Source organism: Lactococcus sp. S-13, from assembly GCF_004210295.1.
GTDB lineage: Bacteria > Bacillota > Bacilli > Lactobacillales > Streptococcaceae > Lactococcus.
Genome location: NZ_SDAK01000003.1, coordinates 48,260 through 63,285, shown reverse-complemented (window position 1 = coordinate 63,285; position 15,026 = coordinate 48,260). Strand labels below are relative to the sequence as shown.

7 protein-coding genes are annotated in these 15,026 nt (G+C 35.8%); all 7 read left to right on the top strand.

Going from position 1 to position 15,026, the window contains the following annotated elements; translation table 11 throughout:
* A partial coding sequence (locus EQJ87_RS11415; RefSeq protein ID WP_130124745.1) for a VirB4-like conjugal transfer ATPase, CD1110 family occupies window positions 1-2,094 on the top strand: 2,094 nt, incomplete at its 5' end.
* A 3-nt stretch (window positions 2,095-2,097) separates the two neighbouring features.
* Entirely contained in the window at window positions 2,098-3,969 is a 1,872-nt protein-coding gene (locus EQJ87_RS11410) for a CHAP domain-containing protein (protein WP_130124744.1), read from the top strand.
* Window positions 3,970-3,982: 13 nt separating this feature from the next.
* The gene (locus tag EQJ87_RS11405; protein ID WP_130124743.1) at window positions 3,983-4,630 is read left to right on the top strand and encodes a hypothetical protein; all 648 of its coding nucleotides are present in this window, start codon (window positions 3,983-3,985) and stop codon (window positions 4,628-4,630) included.
* 115 nt (window positions 4,631-4,745) lie between these two features.
* A complete protein-coding gene (locus EQJ87_RS11400; RefSeq protein WP_130124742.1) occupies window positions 4,746-5,414 on the top strand; it encodes a hypothetical protein in 669 nt (222 codons plus the stop codon).
* Between the two features lie 72 nt (window positions 5,415-5,486).
* Window positions 5,487-5,810, top strand: a complete 324-nt coding sequence (locus EQJ87_RS11395) for a hypothetical protein (RefSeq protein ID WP_130124741.1) — start codon at window positions 5,487-5,489, stop codon at window positions 5,808-5,810.
* A gap of 1 nt (window position 5,811) precedes the next feature.
* Complete coding sequence (locus EQJ87_RS11390) at window positions 5,812-7,002, top strand: zinc ribbon domain-containing protein (protein WP_130124740.1); 1,191 nt, start codon at window positions 5,812-5,814, stop codon at window positions 7,000-7,002.
* 27 nt (window positions 7,003-7,029) lie between these two features.
* Window positions 7,030-14,997, top strand: a complete 7,968-nt coding sequence (locus tag EQJ87_RS11385) for a helicase-related protein (protein ID WP_130124739.1) — start codon at window positions 7,030-7,032, stop codon at window positions 14,995-14,997.
* Window positions 14,998-15,026: the final 29 nt, after the last annotated feature.

Genomic DNA, 15,026 nt, shown 5'->3' with positions numbered 1-15,026 from the left:
GTCAATGAAAACCATTTCCCTTTAGGCTATGATGATGAAGATAGCATTCGAGAAGAATTAAATGAGTTAATTGCTTCAAAATATGATGATGGAAAAAACAATTATCGAATTAGTCGCTATATTAGTTTAGCTACTCGACAATCAGATCGACGTCGAGCGATGGCAAAACTTGAGAGCTCACAAGGTGCCTTTACAACTGAGTTAGATAAAATTGGTGTAACAATGCACGAATTAGATGGCTTACAACGCTTGCAATTGATGAACAGTATCTTACGTCCCCATAAACCCCAACCTAAAGCGTTTCCTCCTGCTTTAACAAGAACTCAAGATTGGTGCGCTCCACAAGAAATGGTATTTGAGCAAGCCTATGTTCAACTTGATGAAAAAGTAGGACAACTTTTATACGTTGAAGATTTTCCTTATGAATTATCTGATACTTTCCTCAAAGATATTTGCGAAATGGGGGTAGAGGGTGCTTTTACAATCCATGCTACTCCTTATAGCTTTGCGGACAGTAATAAAAAAGTAAAAAATCAAAAAACAAATGTTGGAATGGCACTCCTTCCCCAACAAAAACGAGCTTCTTCAGAAGGCTATTCGCAAGAATTCGTATCTCCAGCGTTAAAAGAGGCATGGGAAGATTTAGACGAACAAGGGCAATATATGAGAAAAACGGGTTCAAAACAATTTGAAACTAGTATGGTTCTCTATATTTATGCTTCAAGTCGTGAGGAATTGACAGATAGTCTTGATAAAGTCTATGAACTTCAAGAAAAACACAGTGTCCGCTTTGAACCTTTACGTTATCTCCAAGAACAAGGTCTAACTTCTACCTTGCCTCTAGGGAAAAATTATCTTGAAGGAATTAAGAACTTTACACGTGGTTTAATTACTCCAAATATTGCGATCAATATCCCTTGGACATCCGTTGAACTACAGCATCGCCACGGAAAATATTTTGGGATTAACCTTTTATCTAAAAATATTATTTCGATTGATCGACGTGGATTAACCTTACAAAACTCCAATGGATGGATCATTGGGGTTTCAGGTTCTGGTAAATCTGTGACTTGTAAATATAATATTTTGACAGATTTTTATCAAAACCCTGACGATGAATTTATTATTCTTGACCCAGAAAGTGAATATGTTGGAATTGGGAAAAAACTCAACGCCCAGATTGTTAGAGTAGCACCGAAGTCTAAAACACATATTAGCGTTTTAGACTTACCTGAACACGTGGATGAAATGGACGAAGATGATGACCCAGTAGCTATTAAATCAGATCTTTTGAGTGCCATGTTTAGTAATCTACTTCGAAATGGCTTATCTGAAATTCAAGAAACAATCGTGGATGATATTACGATTAAAACATTTGAAAAATTTGAAAAACCAACTTTGACGGATTGGTATGGTGTCCTTGGAGACCAAGTGCAAACATCGCATGCTTCTAGTAAAGATGAAACCATAAAAGAGGCAGAGGCTTCTGATTTGTGGTCTAAACTTGCGCTTTACATCACAGGGAGCTATGACATTTTCGCTCATGAAACAAACGTCGATTTAAATAATCGAATGGTCATTTATGATGTGAAACAGCTGGCTAAAGGGAAAATGAAAAAATTTGGTTATATGGCGATTATCGACCAAATTCAAAACCGAGTGATTGATGCTCGACGTCGAGGCGTTAAAATTTGGGTTTACGCCGATGAAGTGCAAACCGTTGTTGCTCCAGCATCCCCACCAATTCTTCGTGAAATGTTTGCGGATATGTGGGCCCGGTTGCGTAAATATGGCGCAACCGTAACTGGTATTTCTCAAAATATTAACTTAATTCTTGCGACTCCTGAAGGCGAAAGTATGTTCTTTAACTCAGAATACTTTGTGATTTTGCGTCAAAAAGGGAAAGCGCTGAAAACAATTAAAGAGCGGTTTGAATTGACTGAGAAGTTAGAAACCTATCTGAAAAAAGAAGAGAAAGGAGCAGGGTTAGTGATTGCAGGGGATACAATTGTGCCTTTCAACAATCCTATTCCTAAGAACAGTCTGCTCTTCAACCTTGTAAACACGGACGCAAAGAAAAAGAAAGCGAGTTAGTCTATGGCTTATGAATTTAACGATTTGGGACTTTATGAAAGTAAAAAGTCTGCCAAAGAGACAATTCAATCCTCGGTGAAAACGAAGAAAGTATCAGTTTCAGACCATTCAGATAAAGTTCCCAAACTTACTTCAACTACTAAAAACTTGAAAAAAGGGGCTTCTGGTGGACGATGGAAACAGGGGAGTTTTAAATCAACAAATAATTATTCTGATAAAGAAAATTTTAAAAAAGGAAAAGCTAAGACTTCAAAAAAGGTGCAAGAGAAATCAGAAAATCGCTCTAAACCTACTAAATTTAATAAAAATAAAGATAAAGATAAAGATAAGTCCCTGATACCCAAAAAAGAGTCTAAGAAAGCTTTCATAAAAAAACAAGCCAAACGTAAATCAAAAAGTTCTGCGCTCACGAGTGGGTCAGGTTCAAAAGGAGAACTCGCAGATAGTAATGAGCAAACGAACTGGACAGATGATTCCAAACGTTCTTATGATTCAGGTAAAGAAATTGTTGATCAAGCTAAGAAACGGTTTAATTTTACAAAGAAACAAAAAAAGTTTGGTTCAGGTGTAGAGAAAAATGCACGTGAAAGCAGTATTTTTGGTAATCGTGCTAAAGAGACGACAAGAGAAGTTGGTAAAGTCGTTGATACAACAAAATATATTAATCCCACCTTAAAGACTCCTGGTTTATCTGTTTCAAATGTTGGTAAACAATTGAGTAAATTGGCTTCAGAAGTCCTTTCGCCCAAAGCACTGGCTTTAAAGTTTCTAGCGATAGGCGGTGGAATAGTTGCACTTGGAGCTCTTTTGCTTATATGCGGAATATTCATCGTTAATCTGATTAGTGGCAGCCAGCAACAAAGTAATCCCGCTTTGACAGGGGTAACCTATGTTAAGAACTGGGACGGGGAAGACGCTTATCATTCCTCATTTTTAGCTCAACGTTATGGTATCACAGCCGAGCAAATTGATGGTTTTATCAAAAGTGAGGGGTTCAATAATTTAGATGAACGTGCCTCTGGTAAAGAATTCCTCAAACTTCAACAAGAATCAGGAATTGATGTTAGAACATTAGTTGCTTTCGGGCAAATGGAGAGTTCATTTGGTACTGCAGGGGTCGCTCATGACTACCCTAAAGCCAATATATTTGGATATGGTGCTTTTGATAATGATCCTAATCAGGGAGCAAGTTGGGATAATAGCCGGGCAGTAGCTGATTTCAGAAGTACTCAAATTGATAGTTACGGCAATAGTTCGCTCTATATTTGTGATTTAAGAGCAGCAGCCTATCATGCAGGTGCTTTAAAACCCGGAGAGGCAGTCTACTGGACTGCGCTTAATTCTGGTGTTGAGCGAGCTAAAATAGAAGAAAAGTTCAATGATTATATTAGTAAGCACGGTGGAACACCTGAACCCCCTGGCGGATATGGTCCAGCAGACCATGGAGGTGGAGGTGGTTTAGCCGCTCTTGATAAAATGATGGGGCAAGTCATAACGGGGGAATTTGGTGGACAAACTGGACAATGTTATGCGGTTTCTGCTTACTATGCTCATGGAATTAACTCAAAAATTATCCTTAGAGGTGGAACTGCGGCATCAGATATTGGTTCTGATTATGATTGGAAAGGTTGGGGTTGGACAGTCGTGAATAACCCTAAGTATTCGGATATCAAAGTCGGAGATATTATCAACTTTAAGCGTGGCACAAACATGGGAACATGGAATACAGACTCCGAAAATGGACATACTGCAGTAGTTGGAAAAATACTTGGCGGAAATAAACTACTGATTTATGACCAAAACCCTAGCCCTCTTAGAACGTGGACCTATACCTATAATTCAGGTGTAGCCTCAGTTATCCACCCACCAAAATAGAAAGAAAGTTTAGATGATTAATAAAAAAAATGTTAGCCTCTTTGTTCTGATTGCGACCGGTGTTTTCATTGTTTTGGTTCTTATCGGAATATTTGCGGTAGGAAAAATCAATAAACAGGTTGCTACAAATAAAGCGAGTCAGTCCCAATCAATTAGTATCAGTAAAGAACGACATGATACCCAAAAATCAAGTTCTCAAAATAATTCCTCTGGTTCAAAAAGCAATTCAGAAGAATCAAACAAACATAAAAGTGAAAAGGAATTGTTAACTCAGTTTTTGGAAGACTTCTCTACTGTAAAACTTGACAATGACTCAATTGATAATCGAGCTAAGTTATTAAAAGAATCAATGACAGAAGCTGCTTATCAAGCAAACTATATTGTGCAAGATAGTAATGAACTTAAAAGTCTTTTAAGTAAATATGAAAAGACAAAACAGATTGATACTTCAAATTCAACACAGCTCGTTGCTCGAAAATACCTAGAAAGTAACCTTTATTTAAATGCGAACGTTTCAGGTCAATATTATGTAGAACTTTATTATTCTGAAACCCCAATCTATGAATCAAAAGGCTATAAGATAGTAGCAAAATATGAGATTACTATAGTAGATAATAAGATAAATACTCTTGAATTAATTAGTAAAGCACAAAGCAAATAATAGAGCGAAATTTTATCTCAAAAATAATCCTTCTATTATTACAAGTGCTTTACTAAATTGATAAATATTAGTATAATACATTTATTAATTTACGTTAAATGGGAAGAGGTTAATAATGAGTGCTCAATATAGAATGATTATTTCAATTGCCAATAGTATCTCTAAGGAATTTGATTATAATTGGTGGGGAGAAAAAATAGGACAAGCATTACTATGGATATTATTATTATCAAGTACCTTGCTTTTTTTTACTAATTTACAGGATGCATCTTCTCAAACCTCTATTTTCCCTTTGTTTATTTTGGGCGCTATTTGGTTATTCTATAGATTTTATATTAATAAAATAAGTAATATAATGTATAAAGAAATAAAACTTGCAGAAGAGATAATTGATAGAACAAATGTGAATCTTACGTATATTAAACATTTGATTAATGAGACAGAAACTTCAATTAAAAATGCAAGACGAGTTGCACAATGGGCAGTTGGTGGTATTTTAACTATAGTAATATTTATAGGGGGGCAATTAATTGCGAGTGTATCAAATGCCGTAATCGCAACACTGCCTAATAATATAGAAACACTAGACGTTTTAAACAGTATATTTTTATCATCAAATGATTTAGTTTCAGGTTCATTTGAGATAATTTCTACATTCACTGTCCTTATTGTTGGGGCTCTCGCAATGGTCTATGCAGTTCTACAAATTCACACATTTTCAAATAGGAGATATTTGCGATTGTTTAAGGACATTGAGTATCAACTAATTTTAAAGGGTAAATGATTAAATACAAAAAGAACTTTATCAAGTTCTTTTTTTTATGTAGTAATTTTAATTAAAAAAAAAGGAGAAATAATGGAACTCGAAAAAAAAATTGCTGAATTACGAGTTAAACAAAATGTAATTTCAGAAAAAAAAGATAAAAAAAAGAAAGAGCTAGACAAATTAACGAAGCAATTTACAGATATTGAAAAACAAATCGAAGATTTAGAATCACAAGAATTACATTCTGCGCTCAAAGAACAAAATGCGACCCCTATGGAAGCCGCCAATTTATTTAAAGAATTTAAAAAACTTAATTTATCTCCACTTGAAGCTGTAGAGCTACTTAAGGAGTTGAATCAAGGCAATAGTGAAATAAATATCAACAACAAGCCAATAAACTACGAAGGAGAATAATATGTTTTGGAATAATCTTAAATCATCTAAAAAAGTAAGTTACGAGGTATCAGACAATTTAGGTCTTACCGATAGCGAAAAACAAGGAATTGAAGTAAATAAAGCCTTTGACGATTTTGTGGTAACAATTGAAAGCATTAACCAGCTGTTGTTACGTGATGAACGTGAGGCAGCATTCAACGTTTTTAAAAAGAATGAAAAGCAAACAATTTATGGGCTAACGCTTGAACTACCAATGCCTGTCTCTACAGATTTCTATGCTTTACTTGACAACTTTAATTCAAATAAACCACATGCCATTAACATCAGACCATTTGAGGTTGAGATTTCTAATAAGGAAATTACGGAAAATGAAGAAGTAGAAAAAGTGCCAGTTGAGGAAAATATTCAAGATGAGGTCAACAAGGAACAAATCGATGATTCCCAACAAAAACTAAGACCTTTTCCTGATACTTTGATTGCGGAAAAAGATGCTGAAATTGAGCGTCTTCGGAAACAAATTAATCAATCATCTGCAGAAGATAAGGAAGAAAGCGAGTATAAAGAACTCGCAAAATCTATTTCTAGACCTATTATCTCAACTAATACTGAAAACAACGAACATGTTAATACTTTTGACGAACCCTCAAAAGAATCAAGTTCAAATGAGGAAGAGGGACAATGTGCTCAATGTGGTTTTAAAAATGTTGAGGGGGCAAGATTTTGTTCATCTTGCGGAAATAGCTTAAGTGGGTTTAAAGCGACAGCTGCTAAAGAAGTCCCCCTCTCACTTGAGGTCTTGGATGAAAAAGTCTTAGAAGACTTACCAAGTGAGTTTTCTAAACTTTTTTCTCTTAAAGAAGGTTGGAATATTCGTCCTAAAATCGAGCATGAAGTTGCTCTTGAATTTGAAATGAAAAAAGATGGAATCTTGAAGAAAGTACAAGAAGAAGTTGAGACTCAAAAGAAAGAAGCGATTGAGCAAGAACGGCAAAAGTTCGAGGAAAAAGAAACTAGAATTTCATCAGAATATGCTGAAAAGTTAACCACTGAAAAAAATAATGCAATCATTCAAATGGAGCAAGATAAAAAAGACGAGATTGAAAAGCGGATTGACCTTCGTCGTCAGTATTTAAACCAATGGTATCGTAGCGGACTTGCTCAATTGGATGGAAAACAACCAATACAAGAGCCTTTACAAGTTGAGGGCTAATAAAAATTTAAAGAAATGAGGTAAACGATGAACCGAGACGAAGTGGTCAAAGCCCAACAACAATTTATCGCAGAATTTACAAAATTAAGTAAAGAGGAACAACTTGATTTCCTCAGATTTAATCGTTATCATCATCTGCGCCCTATCAATGAGGTGATTTCAATATATATTCAGAACCCTGAAGCTTGTATTCTGGGTTCTTTTGATTTCTGGAAGGATTTAACGAATGAATCAAGTGTGCAATTTGGTCAAAAAGCAAGTGTTCGACTTTGGGATTCCAACGGTCGAGTACAAGAGGTTTTATTTGATCTAGCACAAACCACTTTGATTAACCCTTTTGAAATCAAAAGTACACTTCTTTCAAATCGAGTGTTAGTTAACTCACTCGCAGACATTTCAGGTCATGATTATCTTCTTGGAAATAGAGATGAAGATGAGTTTTTAGATAGTTCAACAATGTTCATTAAAGATTATATTGAGAAGACAGTCCCCAATCTATCTGGCTATTCCGACCGTCAACGTTCTGTAGCCCTCTCTATTGCACAGTATAATATTTTTGAAGAGTTTGGAGCTTATTTAGATACGGGTGTAGGTCATGAAGATTTTTCTAATCATATTTTAGAGTCTTTTAAGCAATTAAATGCTGAAGATAATCTCTTACGAACTTTTTCCCTCGCTAACAGTTTTTCTCGCCAATTGACCAAGTTAATTAATGAGCGATACGAACAAGTTTCTAGTCTGACTGATGATTTAATGTTAAATCAAGCGACTCTCAATGAATCAATTGACGAAATTACTGCAGATGTTGACTTTAATGTTATAAATGATGATATTGATAAAAAAGAAACAGTTGCTTTAGAAAATATTTCAGAAATTGAACAAGATTCTAGCAATGATTTTCCCAGTTTTAATCCTGAGCAAATCTGGGCAATGAAAGAAATCATTCCTACGTTTTATCCCGATTTCCCTTCCGAGACTACCGACGAGGAATTGGTAGCACTTGTAGAGCAAATGAGAGATACTTTAGCTTCAGATAACAATCTAAGAGATTCGGCAAAAGTAAATACTTATAGAGCTTTTGAGTCCTCCTTTAATGATTCTATAGGGGCTTACCTCTTAGAACATCACTCTGATAATAAAGCGTTGTTTAATTTTTTACTCAATCATCAACCGATTGATTTTCCACGTGTCATTGGGAAACAGATTTATGAATATCTACAAGACACAGTGACACTTAAAACAGAAGAAGTCTCAAAGTCTGACACAATGCTTGAAGAAAAGGATACTCAAACCGAAAGATTGGAATCCTTTCAAGAAATTGTTAAAAATATTGAAGAGTATAATCAGATCGTTGAACGTGGGTATACGCAACTTTACGATTCTTACATGCACTTTCAAGACCTGAAATTAAAAGGACAAAATGTATCGGGTGCTTATGATACATTTGATTTTAAAACCACACAAGGAGCAGTTCAACTAGGCTATAACTACATTGGACGTGAACAAGGCACAAATGATGATTCAAAAGTTGTTTTCTGGGCGTCCACAGATGTTGAGGCTTATTCTACTGACCCTATGAGTACGCCAATTCGGTCACGTATTTTTAAGACTTTTGACCAAGCTCTCGAAACTATAAATTTTGAAGTTCAAAAAGAGGCTGAAAAAGACGAATTATTTACAAAATTTGAGCTAGAGCCCTCTGAAATAGCTTATGACCAAGAAGAAGTAATCGAAAAAGTATTATTAAGAAGTTCCAATATTGCAGAAGGTAGTTTTCGCATCCAGCACTATTTTGAACAACGTCTTCCACAAGAATCAGGCTTTGAAAAATATGCCTCCGCATTTCTTGCTAAAGAATACGGAACTGGCGGATATAGCAGCAAAGAACTATCTTATGATTATGATAGCAAAGGTTTGAAAATAAAAGAACCGATTGAGTTGACCCTTTCGTGGAGCAATATTGCTGAGAGAGTCTCACAATTTGTCCAGGATAGTTTATATTTAACCGGCAATAAAATTAATGATTATCAAGAATGGTTACTTGATGAGGCTATAGTCAACTTTGCTGAATTACGTTGGCCACAAATCATTGAAGAAAAAGATTTACAAGAAGCTGCAGCTGAAAATGGGGAAATTGACCTTTTTGATTCCCCAGACTCCATTGAGACAGACTTAGAAAATAACCCTGAAAATACAATCAATGAGATTACCCAGTTATCTGATGAAGAACTTCAAGAACAAATCATTGATAGCTATGGAAAAATGATTGGTAATGAGGGAAATGGATACTCTCGTGGTTCATTTAATCGTTGGGCAGAACTGAGACAAGAGGAGATTCGAAGAAATAATTTAAAAGAAGTGAAAGAAATCTCTCTGTTTGATGATATTGAAGATGTGGCATTCACAGAAGAAAACCAGACTGCTTCTACTCAAACTCCTCAGAGGGCGGAAGATACTTCTAGTTTTGAGGAAGCAGAAACAACTTTCCCCCACGAAAAAATACCCACGGATAGCCAACTTTATCAAGCTGGTGAGATTTTATCTGAAATGCTTAACGAAATTGAACAACGCAAACCTCAAATATTGTTCGATTGGTCAGGCGGGCTACAACGCTTAAAACTCGATCAAATGATAGAGGAAAGTAGAAAAGGGCTTGTGAATCTTGATTTACAATCTGGTCAGTTTATTCCTGATGAGACATTCCTTGATAAATGGACTGTAGAACAACGGGATATACTGCGTCAGAGATTAAGTGAAGTAATGGAAATCCCTTATGAAGCTAAACCTCAATTAGAAGTGGACCCACAATTAAGCGATAAACCATTAATAGATTTCGAGTTTCCTAAAAATTCAAATGAGTTCTACCCTAAGACGCCTACTGAAAAGGTAAATGCCAACCTTGCTGCTATAAAATTAACCAAAGAATTAAAGGGGCAACTGGCTACACCTGAGCAACAACAAATCTTAGGAAAATACGTCGGTTGGGGTGGTTTAGCTGATACGATATTTGATGAAAGTAACCCTAGATTTGAAAACCAACGCAATGAACTTAAAGCCTTAGTTTCAAAAGATGAGTACGCAGAAATGCGTAAATCAAGTCTGACTGCATTTTATACTGACCCTAAAGTAATTCAAACAATTTACGCTCAACTTCAAACGCTTGGCTTTGAAGGCGGTAGAATTCTAGACCCCTCAATGGGAACAGGAAACTTTTTTGCTGCGATGCCAGGAGAAATGAAAGAAAATTCTAGCCTCTATGGAGTAGAAATTGACAATATTACTGGCGAAATTGCTCAACAATTGCACCAAAAATCAGACATTCAAATTAAAGGCTTTGAATCGACGAACTTTGCTAATGATGGGCTAGATTTAGTTATTACCAATGTCCCTTTTAGTGAAGTCATTCGTTTAGCCGACGAGCAATATGATAAGGTTTATCCGATTCACGATTATTTCATTAAGAAATCGCTTGATTTAGTCCATGAGGGGGGCTTAGTTGCCATTATTACCTCTACAGGAACAATGGATAAGAAAGACAGTCGTTTTCGTGAAGAACTCTCAAAAACTGCAAATCTAGTTTCTGCAGTTCGACTGCCTAATGGAACATTTAAGTCGATTGCAGGGACAGATGTTAGTTCTGACCTTTTAATTTTTCAAAAGACAAGCACTCCAGACCCTCACCCCAACTGGATAAAAACAGAGCTTCAAAAAGACGGTAAGGACAATCAAATCAATGTCAATCACTATTTTATGGAAAACCCTCAATATTTGTTAGGTCAAATCAAAATAGAGACCTTTAATCGAGGAATGCTTTCAGTTGTTCGTGATTTTGAGCAAGAACAGCTTTATGATAAGATTTCTGAAGCCTTTTCTCAGCAAGCAGAGGCAGCTTATTATGGCGAACATGAGGCAAGCGTTTTTGAAGAAGCACTTCAAATTGAATCAGATGTGCCCCAAGAAATCATTGCACAAGCTGAACCTTATACGCTCTTTATTTATAAAAACAAGCCTTATTATTTTGATGGTAAGAGCGTTACCCCTCATCAAAAATCTTCTAGCGTGACGTTGAACAGGAACGAAACCAGAAAAAATCAGCTTTCTCGATATGAGAATAACAAATCAAAGATTTTTGAAACCACTCCTAAATTTAAAGAGGTTTTTAACACTAAAGGCTACTTAGATACCTGGAATAATTTTATAGTTACTGAGTCACTTAATGGCGTTCCTCTACCAGAAATTCCTCGTGAAATCCTTGACCGATTAGCCAATGGAGAGCATGAGATTACTGATTCAGATAAACGTTACCAATACGTTAAAGGAGACCTTCAAAACCGTTTAATTATTGAAGAGGTTATAAGTACACAATACCGCTATAAAGTTGATTACTCGACCAAAGATGTTCAAGCCATGCGCCAAATGATTGAGATGAGACATACTTTGCAAGAACTCCTCAATATTCAACATCTTCCTGATTATGACCAAGGCGAATATGAAAATTTACGATTGAGATTGAATGCTCAATATGATAAATTCGTTGATAAATTTGGTCCTATTTCAAATCAGGCAAATAGCTTGTTAATGAGGACAGATGATTATTATGAGTTTTTAGCCTCAATTGAAGAGGAAACTGAAGATGAACTCACAAAAGAGCCTAAAATAGTGAAAGGAACGGTCTTTTATGAGCCAACAATTCAACCTCAACCTACAAGCCTTGTCGTTAATAATGCCTCAGATGCGCTCTTAGCTTCCCTCAATCATCGAGGAAAACTCGATTTTGAATATATGGAATCTATTTATGGCCATACTAAAGAAGAAATCATTGATGAGCTTGGAGACAGGCTTTTTTATATTGGCGATGGAATCTATCAAACCAAAGAAGATTATCTCTCTGGAGATGTTAAAACGAAGTTGCTCGAAGCAAGAAATAATCAAGCCTTTCAAGTTGAAGAAAGAAACTGGTTTGAGAATATTGATGCACTTGAAGAAGTGGTCCCTAAAGATTTACCTTTATCTGACATCACTTACAAATTTGGTTCTCGTTTTATTCCAACCTCACTTTATCAAGACTTTTTAAGTGAAGTCATGGAAACCAAAGTATCTGTAGTCTATGATAATGCCTCAGATAGTTATGATGTCAATTTTGCCTCCCTTCATAGGTTTGCGATTACGAATACCTATGGTCACAAAGGATTTGATGGACAAAAACTCGCCAATGTTCTGCTTAATCAAAAGCCTGGTAAAATTTATATGCCTGACCCAGAGGACCCTTCTGGCAGAAAAAGAATTTTAGATCAGGTAGCAACTGCTGTTCTTGAGGAGAAAAGCGAAGCCTTGATTGAACGCTTTAAACAATGGGTTGAACAAAATTTAGAAGCCCAAGAAACGATTGTAGATATTTATAATGAGCAATTCAATCGTTACGTGGTCAAAACCTATGATGGAAGTGGACTTACGATTAATGGATTGGCAAAACAGTTTCAACCTCGACCACATCAAAATAATGCAATAATGCGTACTGTTCAAGAGTTACGAGCAGGTTATGCACATGAAGTAGGTTCAGGTAAAACCTTGACCATGCTTGCCTCAAATATGAAACTTCAAGAGCTTGGGATGGTACATAATGCACTCTTTGTAATTCCTAAGCCTTTAATTAATCAATTTGCACGTGAGATTTATAAATATTTTCCTGAAAGTAAAGTACTTGTCGCTCAGCCAGAAGACTTCACTAAAGCAGGACGCAAAAGATTTGTTAGTCGTATTGCAACAGGAAAATATCATGCGATTATTATTGCGGATTCACAATTCGGTAAGATTGGAATGAGTAAAGCCTATCAGGAAAACTATATCAAGGAACAGCTTTATGAAGCTCGCTCAATGATTGAACAAGCGGATGAAGGTTCATATACAGTTAAAAAAGCTGAGAAAACGATCGAAGCTCTCAAAACTCGCTTAGAAAAACTTCAAAAAACAGATACAGATTCTTTTATTACATTTGAAGAATTAGGTATTGATATGCTTTATGTCGATGAAGCGCATGGTTATAAAAACCTAGCACCTTACACACAGCTGGAAAATGTAAAAGGAATATCTGATACACGTGCTGAGAAGTCTATGGACTTAATGATGAAGATTGAATATATGCATAACCTTTATGATAATCGACGTGTTGTTTTTTCTACGGGAACACCGATGTCAAACTCTGTTGTAGAACTTTATACGATGATGAAATATACTGAGCCTGATGTCCTTGAAAAGTATGGGGTTGCCAACTTTGATAGCTGGGTATCAAGCTTTGGAATCATTGAAAATAACTTTGAATTGACTGCCTCTGGCACATTTAAAGTCAATCGAAGATTCACGAAGTTTGGGAACGTCCCTGAATTGATGAATATGTTCCGTGAAACATGGGATATACAAACTCAAGAAATGCTTGATTTACCTGTTCCTCACGCAGAAATGGTAGCACATGAAACTAATGTGACTGGAGAGCAGGCACGTTATATCGAGTATTTAATAAACAGAGCTAAAGCCATTGAGGCAGGTGTAGTTGAACCAAAAGAGGACAACATGCTTAAAATTGTTGGAGAAAACCGTAAATTAACGCTTGATATGCGGGCGCTCGACGATAAACGCTATAGCGCTTTTGATTCTGATAAGTTAACCCAGGTAGTTGATGAAGTTTTTAGAATTTATACCGAAAATGATGATAAAAAATCTACTCAAATGATATTTTCTGACCTTTCCGTTCCTGTCAAATATCGTAATAGTCAACCTAAAAATAGCGATGACAGTATCAATATGTTTTCAGCTTATGATGAAATAAAACGAATGCTTGTTGCTAAAGGCGTTCCAGAATCAGAAGTACGATTCATTCATGAGGCAACTGAAAAAAATAAAGAAGCAATGATGCGTGATATGCGTGTTGGTAAAATACGTGTTTTAATTGGAAGTACGAGCAAAGCAGGGACTGGGCTTAACGTACAAGATAAAATGATTGCAGTTCATCATCTTGATGTTCCTTGGCGTCCCTCAGATATTACGCAGCGTAACGGAAGATTAATTCGACAAGGAAATGAAAACCCTAATGTATCCGTTCATTACTATATCACTAAAGGCTCTATGGATGCTTTCTTATGGCAAACTCAGGAAAACAAAGCCAAAGTGATCAATCAAATCATGAGTGGTCAATCTGACGTTCGTGAGATGGAAGAAATCGGAGACACTCAGATTAACATGGGGAAATACAAAACGATTGCGGAAGGGAATCCACTTAAACAAGAGTACATGCAACTTGAACAAAAATTCCAAGAATTAGAACGTTCAAGAACTCGTTTCTTTGATAGTAAAATTACTGACTTAAAGCGTGTTAAAACAGCACAAGAACAATTACCACGTTTTGAGCAGCGAATAACTGCAGTCAAGAATGACTTAAAAGCCCTTGAAGAAACAAAAGAGACTCCATTTAGTATTGATATTTATTATAAAGAAACCACTCGACACTTTAATGATACTGATAAAAAAACAGATGTCGCTGAATTTTTAGCTCGTCAAATTCAAAATCATTCATTACAGAGCCGGGTAGATAAAGAAACAACATTGATTAAAATTGCCGATTATAGGGGATTTGAAGTGCTTTATGTTCCTAAAACAGAAAGATTAACGATAATAGGCGAGTCAATAGATGAAAAAATAATCTTAAAAAATGAAGCGCAATACTCATTGTTAGTCAGTCCTGATAAACCCTTAGGAATTTTTTCTAAAATTGATAATTTTTTTGAAAGTGGTCTAACTCGTGATTTACTGCAGACCGAAGAAGAAGTCAAACGATTAAATTCCTCAATTTCTGGGATATTAAAAAATCAAAATATGGAATTTCCCAAAGAAGAAGAATATCAACATTCTAAAGAACGATTGAATGATTTACGTTCTGAATTAAATCCTAATCAAAATGTGCAAGAACAAGAGCAGGAAAAAACACAGGAATTAACGAGATAGGGCATGAGCGTTCATGTCTTTTTTATTAT

Excerpts from the sequence above, each read along its gene's own strand:
- EQJ87_RS11410 (WP_130124744.1), top strand. The coding sequence starts at position 2,098 with ATGGCTTATGAATTTAACGATTTGGGACTTTATGAAAGTAAAAAGTCT.
- EQJ87_RS11405 (WP_130124743.1), top strand. The coding sequence starts at position 3,983 with ATGATTAATAAAAAAAATGTTAGCCTCTTTGTTCTGATTGCGACCGGT.
- EQJ87_RS11400 (WP_130124742.1), top strand. The coding sequence starts at position 4,746 with ATGAGTGCTCAATATAGAATGATTATTTCAATTGCCAATAGTATCTCT.
- EQJ87_RS11395 (WP_130124741.1), top strand. The coding sequence starts at position 5,487 with ATGGAACTCGAAAAAAAAATTGCTGAATTACGAGTTAAACAAAATGTA.
- EQJ87_RS11390 (WP_130124740.1), top strand. The coding sequence starts at position 5,812 with ATGTTTTGGAATAATCTTAAATCATCTAAAAAAGTAAGTTACGAGGTA.
- EQJ87_RS11385 (WP_130124739.1), top strand. The coding sequence starts at position 7,030 with ATGAACCGAGACGAAGTGGTCAAAGCCCAACAACAATTTATCGCAGAA.